Here is a 17,299-nt window from a genome sequence, read left to right as displayed (position 1 = left end):
TGCTCCGTGGCCCCGACCGAAGAGACCCTCTCCTCCGACGCCGACGACAACCCGAGCGCCGCTCGGGCCTCCTCGGATTCCCCGCAACCCGCCGCGCACATGCCGCGCTGGCTGCCGCGCGCCATGGTCCTCGCACTCGCGCTGGTGGCCTGTTACCGCCTTGCGACCTGGGCCTTCGACCAGCTGACCGGGCTGTTGCTGAACATCCTGATCGCGTTCTTCCTGGCGCTCGCGATCGAACCGGCCGTGGACCGGATGGCCGCCCGCGGCATGCGCCGGGGGCTGGCCACCGGGCTGGTATTTCTCGCCATCCTCGTCGGCACCGCGGGCTTCTTCACCCTGCTCGGCTCGATGCTCGCCGACCAGATCATGACCATGGTCCAGGACTTCCCGAAGTACCTCGATGACGTGGTCAGCTGGATCAACGACACGTTCCATACGCATCTGTCGCGTCTGGAGATCCAGGACAGCCTGCTGCACTCCGACTGGCTGCAGAGCTACGTCAAGAACAGCGCCGACAATGTGCTGGACGTCTCCGCGCAGGTGCTCGGCGGGTTGTTCAAGACGCTGACGGTGACCCTGTTCGCCTTCTACTTCGCCGCCGACGGCCCCCGGTTGCGCCGCGCCCTGTGCTCGGTGCTGCCGCCGACCCGGCAGGTCGAGGTGTTGCGCGCCTGGGAGATCGCGGTCGCCAAGACCGGCGGCTACATCTACTCCCGCGGGTTGATGGCCCTGATCTCCGGTGTCGCCCACTACATCCTGCTGGAGGCGCTGGGCGTGCCCTACGCCCCGGCGCTCGCCGTCTGGGTGGGGCTGATCTCGCAGTTCATCCCGACCATCGGCACCTATCTGGCCGGGGCCCTGCCGATGCTCATCGCGTTCACCATCGAGCCCTGGTACGCGCTGTGGGTCCTGATCTTCGTCGTGATCTACCAGCAGTTCGAGAACTATCTGCTGCAGCCGAGGATCACCGCCAGGACGGTGGACATCCACCCGGCCGTGTCCTTCGGATCGGTGATAGCGGGCACCGCGCTGCTGGGCGCGGTGGGCGCGCTGATCGCGATTCCGGCGACCGCGACGCTGCAGGCGTTCCTCGGCGCGTACATCAAGCGCTATGACGTGACCGACGATCCGCGGGTGCACGGGCGCACGCGGCGGCGCGGACTCTCGGCCCTCGCGCGGATGCGTGCCGCGCTGGCGCGGCGTAGTTGACACAAAAATCGAACATCCATTCTCATGGAGATCCCGGCAGTTATCCACAGGCCGAGGACGACAGGGCCGCTTGTCAGTGGCAGGCGCTAGCGTCTTGGACGTGAAGCGATCGACTCAAGCAAACCGGGTGGGACCCATGGCAGGAACCGACCGCGAGAAGGCCCTCGACGCCGCGCTCGCACAGATTGAACGGCAATTCGGCAAGGGCGCCGTGATGCGCATGGGCGACCGGCCGAACGACCCCATTGAGGTCATCCCCACCGGGTCGACCGCTCTGGACGTCGCCCTCGGCGTGGGCGGCTTGCCGCGTGGCCGCGTGGTGGAGGTCTACGGCCCGGAGTCCTCGGGTAAGACGACCCTGACCTTGCACGCGGTGGCCAACGCCCAGCGGGCGGGTGGCACGGTCGCCTTCGTGGACGCGGAGCACGCCCTCGACCCGGACTACGCGCAGAAGCTCGGCGTGGACACCGACTCGCTGATCCTGTCCCAGCCGGACAACGGCGAGCAGGCGCTCGAGATCGTGGACATGCTGGTCCGCTCCGGCGCTCTCGACCTCATCGTCATCGACTCCGTGGCCGCCCTGGTGCCGCGCGCGGAGATCGAGGGTGAGATGGGCGACTCCCACGTCGGTCTCCAGGCCCGGCTGATGAGCCAGGCGCTCCGCAAGATCACCAGCGCGCTGAACCAGTCCAAGACCACCGCGATCTTCATCAATCAGCTGCGCGAGAAGATCGGCGTCATGTTCGGCTCCCCGGAGACGACGACCGGTGGCCGGGCGCTGAAGTTCTACGCCTCGGTCCGCATCGACATCCGCCGCATCGAGACCCTCAAGGACGGCACCGACGCGGTCGGCAACCGCACTCGCTGCAAGGTCGTCAAGAACAAGGTCGCGCCGCCCTTCAAGCAGGCCGAGTTCGACATCCTCTACGGCCAGGGCATCAGCCGCGAGGGCGGTCTGATCGACATGGGCGTCGAGCACGGCTTCGTCCGCAAGTCCGGTGCCTGGTACACCTACGAGGGCGACCAGCTCGGCCAGGGCAAGGAGAACGCCCGCAACTTCCTGAAGGACAACCCCGATCTCGCCAATGAGATCGAGAAGAAGATCAAGGAAAAGCTCGGTATCGGGGTGAAGCCCCAGGATCCGGCCGCCGCACCCACCGCGGACGCGGCAGGTGCCGCGGGCGTGGCCGCCGCCGCACCGGCGAAGGCCGTGGCCGCACCGGCGGCCAAGTCCGGGGCGAAGGCGGCCAAGACCGCCGCGGCCAAGAGCTGATCCATGACACGGCGGACCGAATGGCCGGACGGCCCAGGCCGCCCGGAGCGCCCGGACCGTCCGGACAGCGGCGCCCCCTCCTTGTCGAGGGCCGAGCAGGGGCCGCCGCCGGGCCCGGAGGAGCAGGCGCGGGCAATCTGCCTGCGCCTGCTCACCGGGACCCCGCGCACCCGTAAGCAGCTCGCGGACGCGCTGCGCACCCGGGGCATCCCCGACGACGCCGCGCAGGAGGTGCTGTCCCGGTTCGAGGACGTCGGTCTGATCGACGACGCGGCGTTCGCGGAGGCATGGGTGGAGTCCCGGCACCACAGCCGGGGGCTCGCCCGGCGGGCGCTCGCCCGTGAGCTGCGCACCAAGGGCGTGGACTCCGCCCTGATCGACGACGCCGTGGGACAGCTCGACGCCGATCAGGAGGAGCGGACCGCGCAAGAGCTGGTCGAGCGCAAGCTGAGGGCCACCCGTGGCCTGGACCGGGAGAAGCGGATACGCCGTCTCGCCGGGATGCTGGCCCGCAAGGGTTACTCCGAGGGGCTGGCACTGCGGGTGGTGCGGCGGGCGCTGGAGGAGGAGGGCGAGGACGCGGAGCTGCTGGAGCATCACCTTCCCGACCTCTGAGAGGCCTGGTGGGCTCCTGCGGAGACGTAGTGGCTCCGTCTCGGGGCTATGGGGCTACGGGGCTATGAGGGCGGGGGACGGCCTCTCAGCTCACCGGGAGGCCCGCCGCGCGCCACGCCTGGAAGCCGCCGATCAGATCGGTCGCCCGCGCCAGCCCCAGCCGGCGCAGCGAGACCGCCGCGAAGCTGGACGCGTAGCCCTCGTTGCACACCACCACGACCCGCAGATCGTGGTGGGTGGTCTCGGGCAGCCGGTGGTCGCACTGCGGGTCAAGCCGCCACTCCAGCTCATTCCGCTCGACGATCAGCGCCCCGGGGATGGTGCCGTCGCGCTCCCGCAGCGCCGCGTACCGGATGTCCACCAGCAGCGCGCCCTCGGTCTGCGCCGCGGCGGCGTCGAGGGGCTCCAGCCGGACGAGTTCCTCGCGGGCCTCGGCCAGCAGTTCGTCCACGCTTCGCTTGGTGGTGTTGGTCGTGCCCATCGCGTCTATCCCCACTCCTCGGGCCGCTCGACCTGCTCCAGCCGCAGCGTCTGACCGGTGCGGCTGTAGCGCCGCATGAGCGGCAGCGGCGGATAGTAGGCGTGCACCGACACCGCGTGCTCGGTGTCGGAGGGGTTGATCACCTCATGCACATGGTGCGGCCCGAAGGCCCGGCCCTGCCCGGCGGGCAGCCGCCGTTCGCGGTCCACGCCGTCGGCCAGCTCCAGGGTCTTCCAGCCCTCGGTGGGCAGACTCGCGGCGAGCGACTGCTCGTTGAGCTCACCCGCCGCCGAGACGAAGGCGCCATGGGAGCCGCCGTGGTCGTGCCAGCCGGTGCCGGTGCCCGGCGGCCAGCCGATCAGCCAGGCCTCACTGCCGCCGGGCCCGTCGAGACGCAGCCAGGTGCGGCCCTCCGGGTCGAGCGGAAGCGAGGCGACGAGATCGGCGTCGACGGCGGTCCGGCGGGCGAAGTCGAGCAGTTCCGCGGCGCTGGGCGGGGTGACGGGACCGGATACGGGGTCCGTGACGAGGTCCACGGCGGGGCGCACGGGACTGGAGGTGGAAGTGCGTACGTCGGGCACAGAGAACCGTCCTGAATGATCGCGAAAGGGGCGCGGCCGCGCCGCGCGGAAAAGAAGCGGATCAACAGGACGGACGACACACACAGCCCGCGTAGCGGACCAGGTCCAGATGGACCCTCCGCCAGAAGCGAGGCAAGCAGGTGTCAGTCACGCTGCGAAGTGAATCATGTGCCGGAAAGGAAGGTCAACCTCACCGCCCCGGACGTGGGTGCGCGGCCGGATCACGCACGCCCCCGAGACGTCCACGCACGCCCGCGGACGACCGTCCGCGCCCGCAGACGATCTCCTGCGCCCGGACACGGACACGCCCCGGACACGGACACGCCCCGGACACGGTCGCGCGCCCTGGACGCGCACCGCGACCGGGGCGCGCGACCAGGCGCCCGAGCGCACCGGGCGCGCCCCGCTGAGCCCGCGCTTCCGGCGCTACCGCCGTGCTTCCCGCTTTACCGCCGCGCGCTCGCCTGCGCCGGGGCGCCCCTGGCCGCGATTCCGCCCCGGGCCGCGTCCGCGCACGCGTACAGCGCGCTCGGCCGCACCCCGGACAGCGCCGCGGCGAGATGGCCGTCCGGCCGCACCAGCAGCACGGTGTGCGCCGGGGCGCCCGGATACACCTCGGTGACCAGCAGCTCGGTGCGCAGGGGCAGCGCCGCGACGGCCGCCGCCAGCCGCGGCATCAGCCCGGCGCGCATCCAGTGGCGGCGGTCCCACACCCCGGTGCCGGGGGCGACCAGCACCACCAACAGCTCCCGGCCGAGCCGCTCCCGCAGCCGTACCACCGAGCCGTCCGGCGCGGTCACCGGCACATCGGCGACCGGCGCCCCGAGCGCCGTGCCCACCGTGATCGAGCCGTCCGGCGGTGCCGCCGGGGCCAGCGGCGAACGGTCGTAGACCGGTGGCGCGCCCAGCGGGCCCCGCCCGAGATGACCGTCGGTGAGCAGCACGTCGTGCCCACGCGCCCCGCCGGGTCGCACGGTGCGCCGTACCGCGTGCCAGCCGCCGGCCGCCCGTACCAGCGGCAGCGCCTGGTCCGCCGCCCGCAGCCGGGCCCCGACGGCTCCGCGCCGCTCCGCCTGATAGCTGTCCAGCAGCGCGTCCGAGGCCCCGTGGTGCCAGGCGAGGGAGAGTTTCCAGGCGAGGTTGTCGACGTCCCGCAGCCCTTCCTCGAGCCCCTGGGTGCCGAGCGCGCCCAGCAGATGGGCGGCGTCCCCGGCCAGGAAGGCGCGGCCGACGCGCCAGCGCAGCGCGAGCCGGTGGTGCACGGTGTGCACGCCGGTGTCCAGGAGCTCATAGGGGGGCTCGGATTCGCCGCACCACCCCGCGAGGGTGTCGCGCACCCGCACCATCAGGGCGTCCGGGGTGACGAGATCGCGGCCGGGCGGCAGCAGCCAGTCGATCCGCCACAGGCCGTGCGGCAGCGGCCGGGCGGTCACCTCGGCATCGATGCTGCGCCAGGGCGGGGAGCGGTGCAGCAGGGCCTCCCCGGGCCAGGGGAGTTCGGCGCGCAGCGCCGCGACGGCGTGCCGCTCCACCGCCGTACGGCCCGGGAAGCGCACGCCCAGGAGCTTGCGGACGGTGGACCGCGGCCCGTCGCAGCCCACCAGATAGCTGCCCCGCCACCAGGTGGCCTGGGCGCCCCGGGTGCGCACCCCGACCCCGTTGTCGTCCTGCTCCAGGTCGTCGATCCGGGTTCCGGAGACGATCCGGACGAGGTCCTCGTCACCCATGGCGGCCAGCGAGCCCCGCAGCGCCCGGGCGAGCTCATGCTGGGGCAGATGCAGCGGTGAGGGCGCCGACACCGGTGCCGACTCGTCCTCCGAGGCGGGCGCGTCCCCCTCGGGAGCCTCCATGGCCTCCGTAAGGCCGCCGTCCCAGCCGCCGGTGCCGCGCGCGGGCGACGGCGAACCACCGAAGAGACCGCCGGGCGTGAGGGGCACCTGCCGCACCAGCTGCCGCCGCCGCATCGTGCGCCAGCCGGTCCACGGCCGGGCGCGGGCGGTGACCCGGCAGCCCAGCCGCTCCAGCAGGGCGGCGGCATCCGGGCGCAGCACGACGGTGCGGGCCAGACGGCTCTCCTCGGCTTCCGTGGACTCGTCCAGCAGGATGACGGGCACCTCGAGGCGCGCGAGGGCGAGGGCCAGGGTGAGGCCGACCGGGCCCGCCCCGGCGACGATCACCGGGTCCACGGTGCGGTTCCTGTGTCCCTGCGGGTCGTACGTGACGTACGGAAATTGGCAGTTGAAACCCGGTGAGCGATCACAGAAAGCATGCAACCCACTGCCGCTGCCCGCGTCAAGCGACGAAGGGCGGTGGCGCGTGCGCCACCGCCCTGGTAAGGGTCTCGCTCATCCGCCCGGCCCCCGGATGGCGTCCCGTCCGGCCCTCCGGGCGGCGTCCGTCCGGAGGACCGGACGGCCCCTCAGTTCGTCTTGCCCGCGGACGCGTCCGGTGCCGAGGCCGCGGACTGGTCGACGACGTCGAGCGCGTCGGCGGCCGCGAGCGGCTGTCCGGCGTCCGCGACCCGGATACCGGTCTTGGCGCGCCGGCCGCGCCGCTCGATCCAGGTGGCGAGGGCGGAGAGGGCCAGACACATCGCGATGTAGATGACACCGCCGACGATGATCACCGGGACGTAGGGGTTCTCGTCGTTGACCACGATGTTGCCGGCCAGTTGCTGAAGCTGGAACAGCAGCTCCTGGTAGGTGATGACATAGCCGAGGGAGGTGTCCTTCAGCGTCACCACCAGCTGGCTGATGATGGTCGGCAGCATCGCCCGTACGGCCTGCGGCACCAGGACCGTCATCATGACCTGGGTCTTGCGCATGCCCAGGGCGTACGCGGCCTCGCGCTGGCCCCTGGGCACCGAGTTGATGCCCGCCCGCAGGACCTCGGCCTGGACCGAGCCGTTGTAGACGGTAAGGCCGATGACCAGGGCCCAGAAGCCGGTGTTGTCACCGCTGAGCCCCAGGTCCGAGCGGTAGGTCAGGAAGAGCACCCACAGCACGTAGATGGTGATCAGCAGTGGGACGGCCCGGAACAGCTCGATGAAGCCGGTCGCGAACCAGCGGACCGGCTTGTGGTCCGAGAGCCGGCCGACGGCCAGCAGCACACCGAGGGCCAGGGAGAGCACCGCCGCGACCGCGAACACCTTCAGGGTGGTGAGCACACCGTCGCGGATGCTGTTCCGCACCCCCGCGTAGTTGAAGATGTCCCACATCTCGGGCGCGAACTGGCCCTTGGCGTTCAGCCGCACCACCGCGAAGACGATCAGCCCGAGGACGGCCAGGCCGCCGACCACGGAGAAGATGCGGTTCCGGACGCGGGCCTTGGGGCCGGGGGCGTCGTACAGGACGCTCGAGCTCATCGGGCCACCTCCAGGCGGTTCTCCAGCAGCCGGAAGAGACCGCTGATGGCGAACGTGATGACCAGGTAGCACAGCGCGATCCACAGGAAGATCCAGCCGATCGCGAAGCCCTTGTCACTCAGCAGCTTCGAGACATTGAACAGTTCGGTGTTGCTGAACGCTCCGGCGATGGCCGAGTTCTTGGTGAGCGCGATGAAGATGCTGCTCATGGGCGGAATGACGGACCGGGTGGCCTGGGGGAGGACGATCAGCCGGAGGGTCTGGAAGAAGGTCATCCCCAGGCTGCGGGCGGCCTCCGCCTGGCCGAGCGGCACGGTGTTGATACCGGACCGCACGGCCTCGCAGACGAAGGACGACGTGTAGCAGCCCAGCGCCATCATGGCGAGCACGAAGGGGCTCGTCCCCGGGAAGAAGATCTGCGGGATCACGAAGAACGCGATCAGGAACAGCAGGGTCAGCGGGGTGTTGCGCAGCAGGGTGACCCAGGCTGTCCCGAACGCCCGCAGCGGCGGTATGGGCGACACCCGGAAGCCGGCTATGACGATGCCCAGCACGAGAGCCAGCGCCGCACTGGCCGCCGTGATGGAGAGGGTTCCCAGGAACCCCTCCCGGAACTGGGGCAAATGATCGAGAAGTACGTTCATCGATTCTCCGCGGTAGCGGTCAGGTCAGCGGCGTGCGGAGCGCACCGGCTTCGAGGTGAACAGGTGAAACGGGCGGACGAGCGGACGGGCCCGTCGAGGAACCCTGCTCAGTAGCGCGGCAGGGGCGTCTTCGGCGCGACGTAGGAGGAGCCGGACTTGCCGAGCGTGCCCTCGTACGCCTTCTTGTAGTCGCCGTTCTTGATGTGCTTCTCGAGCGAGTCGGTGATCGCGTCGCGGAGCGCCTTGTCGTTCTTGTTCATGCCGACGCCGTACGGCTCCTCGGTGAACGGCTTGCCGACCACGTACAGCTTGCTCGGGCGCTGGGCGGCGTAGCCCTTGAGGATGGCGTCGTCGGTGGTGACCGCGTCGACCTGGCCGTCGAGCAGCTGCTTGACGCAGAGCGAGTACTTGCTCAGCTCGGTGGTCTTGGCGCCGTACTTCGGCTTCTTGATCTCCTGGAGCGGGGTGGAGCCGACGATCGAGCAGACCTTCTTGCCCTTGATGCTGTCCGGGCCGGTGATCTTGTCCTTGTCCTCCTTGCGGACCAGCAGGTCGGCACCGGCCTGGTAGTACGGGCCGGCGAAGCCGACCTGCTTCTTGCGCTCGTCGTTGATGGTGTAGGTGCCGACGTAGTAGTCGACCTGGCCCTTGGAGATCGAGGTCTCGCGGACGTTGGAGTCCACCGTCTTGAAGCTGATCTTGTCCGCGGAGAAGCCGAGGTCGGCGGCGACCATCTTGGCGATCTCGATGTCGAAGCCGGAGCGCTTGCCCTCGGTGTCCTGGAACCCGAGGAAGGGCTGGTCGGCCTTGGCGCCGATGACGATCTTGCCGCGCTTCTGCGCCGCCTTCAGGGTCGGCGAGTCGATCTTCACATCCTTCGCGACCGTGTAGTCGCCGCTGAAGACCTCGCCGCCCTTCGGCTTGTCCCCGGCGGTGCCCTTCTCGCCGCCACAGGCGGTCGCCGTCGCGGCCAGCGCGAGAACCACCGTGGCCGCCGCGGCCGTCTTACGAATCCTCATGGTGCCCATCCCTCTGTGTTCAGTACGTGGTTCACATACGCAGTGGCGAACGTGGAGCGGTCTGCCGGGCCACGTGCTGGCCCGGCGGGCTCAGCGGGCTCAGTGGTGCAGGATCTTCGACAGGAAGTCCTTGGCCCGGTCGCTGCGGGGGTTGTTGAAGAACTGCTCCGGCTCGGCCTCTTCGACGATCCGGCCATCGGCCATGAAGACCACCCGGTTCGCCGCGGAACGGGCGAAGCCCATCTCGTGGGTGACGACGACCATCGTCATGCCGTCCCGGGCGAGCTGCTGCATGACCTCCAGCACCTCGTTGATCATCTCGGGGTCCAGCGCCGAGGTCGGCTCGTCGAAGAGCATCACCTTCGGGTCCATGGCCAGGGCACGCGCGATCGCCACGCGCTGCTGCTGACCACCGGACAGCTGGGCGGGGTACTTGTCCGCCTGCGCGCCGACGCCGACCCGGTCGAGCAGCGTGCGGGCCTTCTCCTCGGCGGCCTTCTTGTCCGTCTTACGGACCTTGATCTGGCCCAGCATCACGTTCTCGAGCACCGTCTTGTGCGCGAAGAGGTTGAAGGACTGGAAGACCATGCCGACGTCGGCACGCAGCCGGGCGAGCTCCCTGCCCTCCTGGGGCAGCGGCTTGCCGTCGATCGTGATGGAGCCGGAGTCGATCGTCTCCAGCCGGTTGACCGTGCGGCACAGCGTCGACTTCCCGGACCCGGACGGCCCGATGACGACGACCACTTCGCCGCGGCTGATGGTCAGGTCGATGTCCTGGAGCACATGCAGCGCGCCGAAGTGCTTGTTGACTCCTGACAACGCAACCAACGCGGTCGCCACCGGTGCGGCGTCCTTGGTCACCGATACTTCGCTCATCGGCGTCTCGCTCCGTCCTCCTCGGTTGGGAGGACACTAATAAGCGCCCGCGACCAGCGTCATTACATCTGAGCTGAAATTGAGGATAACGATCTGGCTGCGATGCGACACTCTGCGTGAACGGGACGACGCGCGCCGTACCGGGTGCGTAACGGAAACCAGTGTGTGACCGAATGCGTCTTGACGGCTGCCCGTCGATCGGGGTGGATGCCCTGTGGCCATGTTCGTGGCCGCATCCGAAGACATGGTGACGGGGACGCGTACGGGACGCGTCTCCCCTGATACGGAAAGGTGGCGGAGGGGTCGGTGAGACTGCTGCTCGTCGAGGACGACAACCATGTCGCCGCGGCCCTGTCCGCCATGCTCTCCAAGCACGGTTTCGAGGTCACCCACGCCCGCAGCGGCGAGGAGGCGTTGCAGGCGCTGCTGCCCGATTCCGGCGCCCCCTTCGGCGTCGTCCTGCTCGACCTCGGCCTGCCCGACCAGGACGGTTTCGAGGTGTGCGGCAAGATCCGCAAGCGCGCCGCCACTCCCGTGATCATGGTGACGGCACGTGCCGATGTGCGCTCGCGCATACACGGGCTCAACCTCGGCGCCGACGACTACGTGGTCAAGCCGTACGACACCATGGAGCTGCTCGCGCGGATCCACGCCGTCAGCCGCCGCACCGCCGCCCACGACCCGGGCCACGGCACCGAGGAGAGCCCGGACGGCTCCCATCCGCCGCTGCGGCTCGGCCCGGTGACCATCGAGCTGCCCACCCGCCAGGTCTCCGTCAACGGCACGACCGTCTCGCTCACCCGTAAGGAGTTCGATCTGCTCGCCCTGCTCGCCCAGCGCCCCGGCGTGGTCTTCCGCCGGGAGCAGATCATCAGTGAGGTCTGGCGCACCAGTTGGGAGGGGACGGGGCGGACCCTGGAGGTCCACATCGCCTCCCTGCGCTCCAAGCTGCGGATGCCCGCCCTGATCGAGACGGTGCGCGGGGTGGGCTATCGCCTCGTCGCCCCGGCCGGCTGAGCGACCGGGGCTCCCTCGGTGCGCACTCGGCTCCTCCCGCTCCTCATCGTCCTCATGGCGGGCGTGCTGCTCGCGCTCGGCTTCCCGCTCGCGGGGAGCCTGGCCGCCCGGGAGCAGCAGCGCGTGGTCGTCGACCGGATCGACGACACCGCGCGCTTCGCCGCGCTCGCCCAGTTCGTCACCGCCGGGCCCACGGGGGCGGTCGGCGCCGAGGGGAACGAGCGGCTGGGCACCCTGCGCGCCGAGCTCAAGCGCTACCACGACCTCTACGGCATCCGGGCCGGGGTCTTCTACCGGGATCGGGACGCACCGCCCATGGCCGAGGCGCCCGGCGGCTGGCGGCTGCCGGACACGGGGGAGAGCGCCCAGGCGTTCGACGAGGCCCTCGCCGGGCGCCGCAGCCACGATCCGCCCCAGGTGTGGCCCTGGCAGCGGGGCAGGCTGACCGTGGCGTCGCCCGTCGTCCGCGACGGGGACGTGGTGGCCGTCGTCGTCACCGACTCGCCCACCGGCCAGATGCGGTCGCGGATCCTGCACGGCTGGCTGGTGATCGGCGCGGGCGAATGCGCCGCGATGCTGCTGGCCGTGGGCGCCGCCTTCCGGCTCACCGGATGGGTGCTGCGGCCCGTGCGCGTCCTGGACACCGCGACCCATGACATCGCGACCGGGCGGATGCAGTCACGCGTCGCGGCCGCCTCCGGGCCGCCGGAGCTGCGCCGGCTGGCCCGCTCGTTCAACGAGATGGCCGACAACGTCGAGGAAGTCCTGGAGCAGCAGCGGGCGTTCGTCGCCGACGCCTCTCACCAGCTGCGCAATCCGCTCTCCGCGCTGTTGCTGCGCATCGAGCTGCTGGCGCTGGAACTGCCGGACGGCCATGAGGAGATCGCTTCGGTGCGGACGGAGGGCAAGCGCCTGGCCAGCGTCCTGGACGATCTGCTCGACCTCGCCCTGGCCGAGCACTCCGCCGCGGATCTGCGGCTCACCGATATCGCGGAGCTGGCGACCGATCGGGTGGACGCCTGGCTTCCGGTGGCCGAACGGGAGGAGGTCGGGCTCGCCTACACCGGCCCCGCGGCCATCACCGGCTGGGCCGATCCGGTGGCCCTGTCCAGCGCGCTGGACGCCGTCGTCGACAACGCCCTGAAGTTCACGCCCGAGGGGGCGCATGTCGAGGTCTCGGCGCGTACGGAGGGCGACACCGTGGCGATCGTCGTCGCCGACGGCGGCCCGGGCCTCACCGAGGACGAACTCGCCCGCATCGGCGACCGCTTCTGGCGCAGCAGCCGCCACCAGAACGTCTCGGGCTCGGGCCTGGGCCTGTCCATCACCCGCGCGCTGCTGACGGCGGGCGGGGGCACGATCGACTACGCGCCCAACGAGCCCTGCGGTCTGCGCGTGACCATTACGGTGCCGCGGACGGGGCCCGGTGAGACGGTGACGACCGTAAGGACGTGAGGCGGGCTGTGAGGACGTGGGGCGGGCGTAAGAACGGCTACGGCTTGACCGAGCGGTAGTAGCGCGCGGCGCCCTTGTGGAGGGCGAGGGGATCGGTGAAGACGGCGGTCCGCAGGTCCACCTTCTGGGCGGCGTGCACCTTCGCCCCGATGCGGTCCCGGTTCTCTATCACCGTGCGGGTGACGCCCTCCGCCAGATCGGGTGCCACCCGGTCCGTGGTGACCAGAAGGTTTGGTACGGCGATCGTCTTGACCGGCTCCGGCCTGCGTATCTCCTCGTACGCGTCGGCGGGCACGGTGGCCGCCCGGTAGTAGCGCGTCACCCCGCCCTGCCGGTGCAGCGGGCCGGTGAGGTCGCCGAGCTGGACGAGCCGGATCGGGTAGGCGTGGGCCAGGGTGCGCACCGCGGTGGTCGGCAGCCCGCCCGACCAGAAGAACGCGTCGAGCTTGCCCTGCCGCAGCAGCTTCGGCATGGCGTCGATGCCGACCCGCTCGGCCCGGATGTCCCGGTCGAAGTCGAGCCCGGCGGCCTTGATCAGCGCCCGGGTGATCAGCTGCACGCCCGAGCCGTCGTCGCCCACGCCCACCCGCAGATGCTTCAGACCGCGGGCCGATCGCACGGCCGAGCCCCTCGGCACGACCAGCTGCATGTAGTCGTCGTACAGCCGTGCGCAGGCCCGCAGCCGTCCCGCTCCCTCGCCCTGGTAGGCGGCGACGGCGTCGGTGGCGGCGATGGCGAAGGTGGCCCTGCCGCGGGCCAGCCGTTCGACGTTGTCCGGGGATCCCCTGGTCTGCTCCAGCCGCACGTCGACATCGGGGAGGTCCCGGGCGAGGTCCTGCTCGAGCATCCGGCCGTAGGTGTCGTAGACCCCGGTGGAGACCCCCGTCGCGAACGTCACCCTGCCACTGGGCGAGGGGCCACCGCCCGACGCCAGCAGCCACCACAGCAGCAGCCCGAGGGCGACGAGGCCCGCGGCCGCGGACTGCAGGGCACGGCGCCGGTCCAGGCGCGGAAGGGTCAGGGCCATGGCGAGGATCCTGCCAGGCCGGCCGGCGGGAGGGGAGGGGCGAGCCGCTGGGGGCGCCGTTACGGGGGCAGGGCGAGCCGCTGCGGGCGCCGCTACCGGGGCCGGGGCGAGCCGCTGCGGGCGCCCTTACCGGGGCCGGGGCGAGCCGCTGCGGGCGCCCTTACCGGGGCAAGGGCCGGCCACGCATTCCGTCGAGCGGGCGCGCCCCTGCTCACCTGCCGGAGCGCAGGGCCCTCGACAGCCCCAGGGCCGCCGTCCGGACCGCCGGTGCCAGCTGCGCCGGCCGGAAGCGGCCGCGGGGTACGGCCACCGACAGCGCAGCCACCGAGGTCGGCCCGTCGAAGACGGGAGCCGCGATGCAGCTGACCCCCGGAGCCGCCTCTTCCTCCTCATAGGCCAGACCCGCGACCTGGGCCTGCTCGACGGCCGTGCGCAGCCGCTCCGGGTCGGTGATCGAATGGGGGGTGAGGGCGGGCAGAGGCGCGGCCAGGATCTCCTCGACCAGCTCGGAGCCCGAGAACGCCAGAAGCGCCTTACCGACGCCGGTGCAGGTCAGGGGCAGCCGGCCGCCGATGCGGGACGGCAGCCGAAGGGCGTCGTGGCCGTGGATGCGCTCGACGTAGACCACCTCGTGGCCCGCGCGCACCCCGAGGTGCACGGTCTCGTGCGTGGCCTCGAAGAGGTCTTGCAGGAACGGCAGCGCGGCCTCCCGCAGATCGCGCCGGCGCGGGACGAGTGAGCCCAGTTCGAAGAGGGCGCCCCCGAGCCGATAGGTCTCGGCGTCACGTTCGAGCAGACCGAGACGGACCAGATCGGCGCAGAGCCGGAACACGGTGGTCTTGGCCAGCCCGGTACGCGCGGACAGTTCTGTGAGACGGAACGCGCCCCCGTCCGGCCGAAAGCAGTCGAGGACGGTCATGGCCTTGTCGAGCATGTTGCCCCGCGCGCTGTTCCGTGTCATGGAACACAGTGTGCCGGTGCTCGCCCGTCGGCCCACCCCCGGGGGGACGGCTCGGCGGCCCGGTCCACCGCCCGGCGGAGGGGCTTCTGTGAGCGCCTACCCTTGTTGGGTGACCATCAGCAGCGACCGGAGCCCGGCAGTGGACGTTCAAGCATCCAAGAGCTACGAGATCCGCACCTACGGGTGCCAGATGAATGTCCACGACTCCGAACGGCTCTCGGGCCTCCTGGAAGAGGCGGGCTATGTCCGCGCGCCCGAGGGCACCGGCGAGGGCGAGGCCGACATCGTCGTGTTCAACACCTGCGCGGTGCGGGAGAACGCCGACAACCGGCTGTACGGCAACCTCGGCCGGCTCGCCCCGATCAAGGCGCGGCGGCCGGGCATGCAGATCGCCGTCGGCGGCTGTCTGGCCCAGAAGGACCGCGACACCATCGTCAACAAGGCCCCCTGGGTCGACGTGGTCTTCGGCACCCACAACATCGGCAGCCTGCCGGTGCTGCTGGAGCGCGCCCGCGTCCAGGAGGAGGCCCAGGTCGAGATCGCCGAGTCCCTGGAGGCCTTCCCCTCAACGCTGCCGACGCGGCGCGAGTCCGCGTACGCCGCGTGGGTCTCCATCTCCGTGGGCTGCAACAACACCTGCACCTTCTGCATCGTCCCGGCGCTGCGCGGCAAGGAGAAGGACCGCCGCCCCGGCGACATCCTCGCCGAGGTGGAGACCCTGGTCGCCGAGGGCGTCACCGAGATCACCCTGCTCGGCCAGAACGTGAACGCGTACGGCTCCGACATCGGCGACCGCGAGGCGTTCAGCAAGCTGCTGCGCGCCTGCGGGAAGGTCGAGGGCCTGGAGCGGGTCCGGTTCACCTCGCCGCATCCGCGCGACTTCACCGACGACGTCATCGCCGCCATGGCGGAGACGGAGAACGTGATGCCGCAACTGCACATGCCGCTGCAGTCGGGCTCGGACACCGTGCTCAAGGCGATGCGCCGCTCGTACCGTCAGGAGCGCTACCTGGGCATCATCGAGAAGGTGCGCGCCGCGATGCCGGACGCCGCCATCTCGACCGACATCATCGTCGGCTTCCCCGGTGAGACCGAGGAGGACTTCGAACAGACGCTGCACGTGGTGCGCGAGGCGCGGTTCGCCCAGGCGTTCACCTTCCAGTACTCCAAGCGGCCCGGGACGCCCGCCGCCGAGATGGAGGGCCAGGTACCCAAGGCGGTCGTCCAGGAGCGTTACGAGCGGCTGGTCGCCCTCCAGGAGGAGATCTCCTGGGAGGAGAACAAGAAGCAGGTCGGGCGCACGCTGGAGGTGCTGGTCGCCGAGGGTGAGGGCCGTAAGGACGACGCCACGCGGCGGCTGTCCGGCCGGGCCCCCGACAACCGCCTGGTGCACTTCGCACGGCCCGAGGAGCCGGTGCGGCCCGGCGATGTCGTCACCGTCGACATCACCTACGCCGCCCCTCACCATCTGCTGGCCGAGGGTCCGGCCCGGGGCGTGCGGCGCACGCGCGCCGGAGACGCCTGGGAGCGGCGGAACGCGGCCGAGGAGAAGAAGCCCGCGGGCGTGATGCTGGGTCTGCCGACGGTGGGCGCCCCGCCGCCGCAGCCGGTCGCGCCCACCGCGGGCTGCGGCTGCGACTGAGCGCACGGCTAGGCTCACGATCATGCTGATCGCCGCCGCCGTCTGCCCGTGTCCGCCGCTGCTGGTGCCCGAGGTCGCCGCCGGAGCCGCACCCGAGCTGGACGGGCTGCGGGCGGAGTGCTTCGAGGCCGTCCACGCCCTCGCGGCGGCGCGTCCAGAGCGCCTGATCGTGGTGGGGCCCGCCGATCGCGCCGGGCGCGGGACGCATGCGCAGGGTGCGGCCGGGACGTTCCGCGGCTTCGGCGTGGAGGCGGATGTGCGGCTCGCCGCGCCGGTGGCGGGGGAGTCCGGACGCGTGGACGCCGCGGACGGCGGGTCCTCGCGCCCGCTGCCGGCGTCGCTGGCCGTCGGCGCCTGGCTGCTGGAGCACGCGGGGTGGGACCCGGCGATGCCCGTCGAGGGGCTGGGTGTGGGGGAACCTCTCGCGGCCGAGCGGTGTATTGAAGTCGGAAGGGAGCTCGCCGGGCGGGCGGAGCGGGTCGCGCTGCTGGTGATGGGCGACGGCACCGCATGCCGCACGCTGAAGGCGCCGGGCTATCTCGACGAGCGGGCGGCCCCGTTCGACGCCGAGGTGGCGCGGGCGCTGGCGGCCGCCGACACCGGGGCGCTGGCCGCGCTCGACGAGGAGTTGGCGTACGAGCTCAAGGCGGCGGGCCGCGCGCCGCTGCAGGTGCTCGCGGGGGCGGGCGAGGGGGCGCGCCTGAAGGGGGAGTTGCGGTATGACGAAGCGCCGTACGGCGTGGGGTATTTCGTGGCGAGCTGGTCGTCCTAGGCCGCTCGCGGCCGTGGAGCCCGTGCTCCACGGCCGCGTACCGGCGGGGCCGGCCGGTACGGGCCCGGCATCGCCCGCCCCCGTCTTCCGTGCCTTGTCCGCTTGGCCGGTCTTATGCGTCGCCCTTGTCCTTGGGCTTGCGCTCGTCCATCTGCGAGAGGCGGTTGAGAGCGTTCTTCGCCTTGCCCGTGCCAGTCTCGATCTTGGCGCTGTACTTGCCCTTGGTCCTGGTGTCGACCGTCTTGGCCGCCTTCTCCAGGCCCCGCCCGATCTTGGCCTCGTGCTGCTGCGCGAGGCTCCCGGCCTTGCCCTTCATCTGACCGGCCTTGGCCTTGAGATTGTCCATCAGGCCCATGTGAC

Annotated in this window: 18 protein-coding genes; 7 read left to right on the top strand and 11 right to left on the bottom strand. The window is 71.2% G+C overall.

Annotation, left to right across the window (positions count from 1 at the left end; all coding sequences use genetic code 11):
* The first annotated feature begins 6 nt into the window (after positions 1-6).
* The 3 genes from NP777_RS42100 (at position 7) to recX (ending at position 3,100) form a co-directional block, all read left to right on the top strand.
* Entirely contained in the window at positions 7-1,212 is a 1,206-nt protein-coding gene (locus tag NP777_RS42100) for an AI-2E family transporter (protein ID WP_256655475.1), read from the top strand.
* A 136-nt stretch (positions 1,213-1,348) separates the two neighbouring features.
* Positions 1,349-2,485: a recombinase RecA gene (recA, locus tag NP777_RS42095; protein ID WP_256655474.1), complete on the top strand. Its 1,137-nt coding sequence runs from the start codon at positions 1,349-1,351 to the stop codon at positions 2,483-2,485.
* 3 nt (positions 2,486-2,488) lie between these two features.
* On the top strand, positions 2,489-3,100 hold the full coding sequence (gene recX / locus NP777_RS42090; RefSeq protein ID WP_256655473.1) for a recombination regulator RecX: 612 nt from the start codon (positions 2,489-2,491) through the stop codon (positions 3,098-3,100).
* Positions 3,101-3,185: 85 nt separating this feature from the next.
* Here recX and NP777_RS42085 read toward each other — a convergent pair whose 3' ends face one another.
* The 8 genes from NP777_RS42085 to NP777_RS42055 form a co-directional block, all read right to left on the bottom strand.
* Positions 3,186-3,581, bottom strand: coding sequence for a rhodanese-like domain-containing protein (locus NP777_RS42085; protein ID WP_256655472.1), 396 nt, complete (start codon positions 3,579-3,581; stop codon positions 3,186-3,188).
* A 5-nt stretch (positions 3,582-3,586) separates the two neighbouring features.
* Complete coding sequence (locus tag NP777_RS42080) at positions 3,587-4,162, bottom strand: cysteine dioxygenase (protein WP_391858681.1); 576 nt, start codon at positions 4,160-4,162, stop codon at positions 3,587-3,589.
* Positions 4,163-4,223: 61 nt separating this feature from the next.
* Positions 4,224-4,313, bottom strand: a complete 90-nt coding sequence (locus NP777_RS48390) for a putative leader peptide (protein ID WP_309471148.1) — start codon at positions 4,311-4,313, stop codon at positions 4,224-4,226.
* 295 nt (positions 4,314-4,608) lie between these two features.
* Positions 4,609-6,348, bottom strand: coding sequence for an FAD-dependent monooxygenase (locus NP777_RS42075; protein ID WP_256655471.1), 1,740 nt, complete (start codon positions 6,346-6,348; stop codon positions 4,609-4,611).
* Positions 6,349-6,581: 233 nt separating this feature from the next.
* On the bottom strand, positions 6,582-7,526 hold the full coding sequence (locus tag NP777_RS42070) for an amino acid ABC transporter permease (RefSeq protein ID WP_256655470.1): 945 nt from the start codon (positions 7,524-7,526) through the stop codon (positions 6,582-6,584).
* The gene (locus tag NP777_RS42065) at positions 7,523-8,170 is read right to left on the bottom strand and encodes an amino acid ABC transporter permease (RefSeq protein WP_256655469.1); all 648 of its coding nucleotides are present in this window, start codon (positions 8,168-8,170) and stop codon (positions 7,523-7,525) included. Before NP777_RS42065 ends, NP777_RS42070 begins: the two co-directional genes overlap by 4 nt.
* A 107-nt stretch (positions 8,171-8,277) precedes the next feature.
* The gene (locus NP777_RS42060) at positions 8,278-9,189 is read right to left on the bottom strand and encodes a glutamate ABC transporter substrate-binding protein (RefSeq protein WP_256655468.1); all 912 of its coding nucleotides are present in this window, start codon (positions 9,187-9,189) and stop codon (positions 8,278-8,280) included.
* A gap of 99 nt (positions 9,190-9,288) precedes the next feature.
* Complete coding sequence (locus NP777_RS42055; protein WP_256655467.1) at positions 9,289-10,065, bottom strand: amino acid ABC transporter ATP-binding protein; 777 nt, start codon at positions 10,063-10,065, stop codon at positions 9,289-9,291.
* 306 nt (positions 10,066-10,371) lie between these two features.
* Here NP777_RS42055 and NP777_RS42050 point away from each other — a divergent pair, with 306 nt between their 5' ends.
* Both NP777_RS42050 and NP777_RS42045 read left to right on the top strand, forming a co-directional pair.
* Positions 10,372-11,082 carry a response regulator transcription factor gene (locus NP777_RS42050; protein WP_256655466.1) on the top strand — a complete coding sequence of 237 codons (711 nt, stop codon included), beginning with the start codon at positions 10,372-10,374 and terminating at the stop codon, positions 11,080-11,082.
* An 18-nt stretch (positions 11,083-11,100) separates the two neighbouring features.
* The gene (locus NP777_RS42045) at positions 11,101-12,537 is read left to right on the top strand and encodes an ATP-binding protein (protein ID WP_256655465.1); all 1,437 of its coding nucleotides are present in this window, start codon (positions 11,101-11,103) and stop codon (positions 12,535-12,537) included.
* Positions 12,538-12,574: 37 nt separating this feature from the next.
* On the opposite strand, the gene NP777_RS42040 is transcribed toward NP777_RS42045, so the two are convergent.
* Positions 12,575-13,564, bottom strand: coding sequence for a TAXI family TRAP transporter solute-binding subunit (locus NP777_RS42040; protein WP_256655464.1), 990 nt, complete (start codon positions 13,562-13,564; stop codon positions 12,575-12,577).
* Positions 13,565-13,775: 211 nt separating this feature from the next.
* Positions 13,776-14,498, bottom strand: coding sequence for an IclR family transcriptional regulator (locus NP777_RS42035; protein ID WP_256655494.1), 723 nt, complete (start codon positions 14,496-14,498; stop codon positions 13,776-13,778).
* Positions 14,499-14,715: 217 nt separating this feature from the next.
* Here NP777_RS42035 and miaB point away from each other — a divergent pair, with 217 nt between their 5' ends.
* Together miaB and NP777_RS42025 are read left to right on the top strand one after the other, a co-directional pair.
* On the top strand, positions 14,716-16,167 hold the full coding sequence (gene miaB, locus NP777_RS42030) for a tRNA (N6-isopentenyl adenosine(37)-C2)-methylthiotransferase MiaB (protein WP_256655493.1): 1,452 nt from the start codon (positions 14,716-14,718) through the stop codon (positions 16,165-16,167).
* 22 nt (positions 16,168-16,189) lie between these two features.
* Positions 16,190-16,939: a class III extradiol dioxygenase subunit B-like domain-containing protein gene (locus NP777_RS42025; RefSeq protein ID WP_256655463.1), complete on the top strand. Its 750-nt coding sequence runs from the start codon at positions 16,190-16,192 to the stop codon at positions 16,937-16,939.
* A gap of 112 nt (positions 16,940-17,051) precedes the next feature.
* Here the strand turns inward: NP777_RS42025 and NP777_RS42020 are convergent, their stop codons facing one another.
* Entirely contained in the window at positions 17,052-17,294 is a 243-nt protein-coding gene (locus tag NP777_RS42020; RefSeq protein ID WP_256655462.1) for an antitoxin, read from the bottom strand.
* Between the last annotated feature and the right edge of the window lie 5 nt (positions 17,295-17,299).

This window comes from Streptomyces rugosispiralis, assembly GCF_024505145.1.
GTDB classification, from domain to species: Bacteria; Actinomycetota; Actinomycetes; order Streptomycetales; family Streptomycetaceae; genus Streptomyces; species Streptomyces rugosispiralis.
This window is presented reverse-complemented; position numbering and strand designations above follow the sequence as displayed.

What these genes read in the sequence shown, in the direction of transcription:
- recA (WP_256655474.1), top strand. Translation starts at nt 1,349, where the DNA reads ATGGCAGGAACCGACCGCGAGAAGGCCCTCGACGCCGCGCTCGCACAG.
- recX (WP_256655473.1), top strand. Translation starts at nt 2,489, where the DNA reads ATGACACGGCGGACCGAATGGCCGGACGGCCCAGGCCGCCCGGAGCGC.
- NP777_RS42085 (WP_256655472.1), bottom strand. Translation starts at nt 3,581, where the DNA reads ATGGGCACGACCAACACCACCAAGCGAAGCGTGGACGAACTGCTGGCC.
- NP777_RS42070 (WP_256655470.1), bottom strand. Translation starts at nt 7,526, where the DNA reads ATGAGCTCGAGCGTCCTGTACGACGCCCCCGGCCCCAAGGCCCGCGTC.
- NP777_RS42065 (WP_256655469.1), bottom strand. Translation starts at nt 8,170, where the DNA reads ATGAACGTACTTCTCGATCATTTGCCCCAGTTCCGGGAGGGGTTCCTG.
- NP777_RS42060 (WP_256655468.1), bottom strand. Translation starts at nt 9,189, where the DNA reads ATGAGGATTCGTAAGACGGCCGCGGCGGCCACGGTGGTTCTCGCGCTG.
- NP777_RS42055 (WP_256655467.1), bottom strand. Translation starts at nt 10,065, where the DNA reads ATGAGCGAAGTATCGGTGACCAAGGACGCCGCACCGGTGGCGACCGCG.
- NP777_RS42040 (WP_256655464.1), bottom strand. Translation starts at nt 13,564, where the DNA reads ATGGCCCTGACCCTTCCGCGCCTGGACCGGCGCCGTGCCCTGCAGTCC.
- NP777_RS42035 (WP_256655494.1), bottom strand. Translation starts at nt 14,498, where the DNA reads ATGCTCGACAAGGCCATGACCGTCCTCGACTGCTTTCGGCCGGACGGG.
- miaB (WP_256655493.1), top strand. Translation starts at nt 14,716, where the DNA reads ATGAATGTCCACGACTCCGAACGGCTCTCGGGCCTCCTGGAAGAGGCG.
- NP777_RS42025 (WP_256655463.1), top strand. Translation starts at nt 16,190, where the DNA reads ATGCTGATCGCCGCCGCCGTCTGCCCGTGTCCGCCGCTGCTGGTGCCC.
- NP777_RS42020 (WP_256655462.1), bottom strand. Translation starts at nt 17,294, where the DNA reads ATGGGCCTGATGGACAATCTCAAGGCCAAGGCCGGTCAGATGAAGGGC.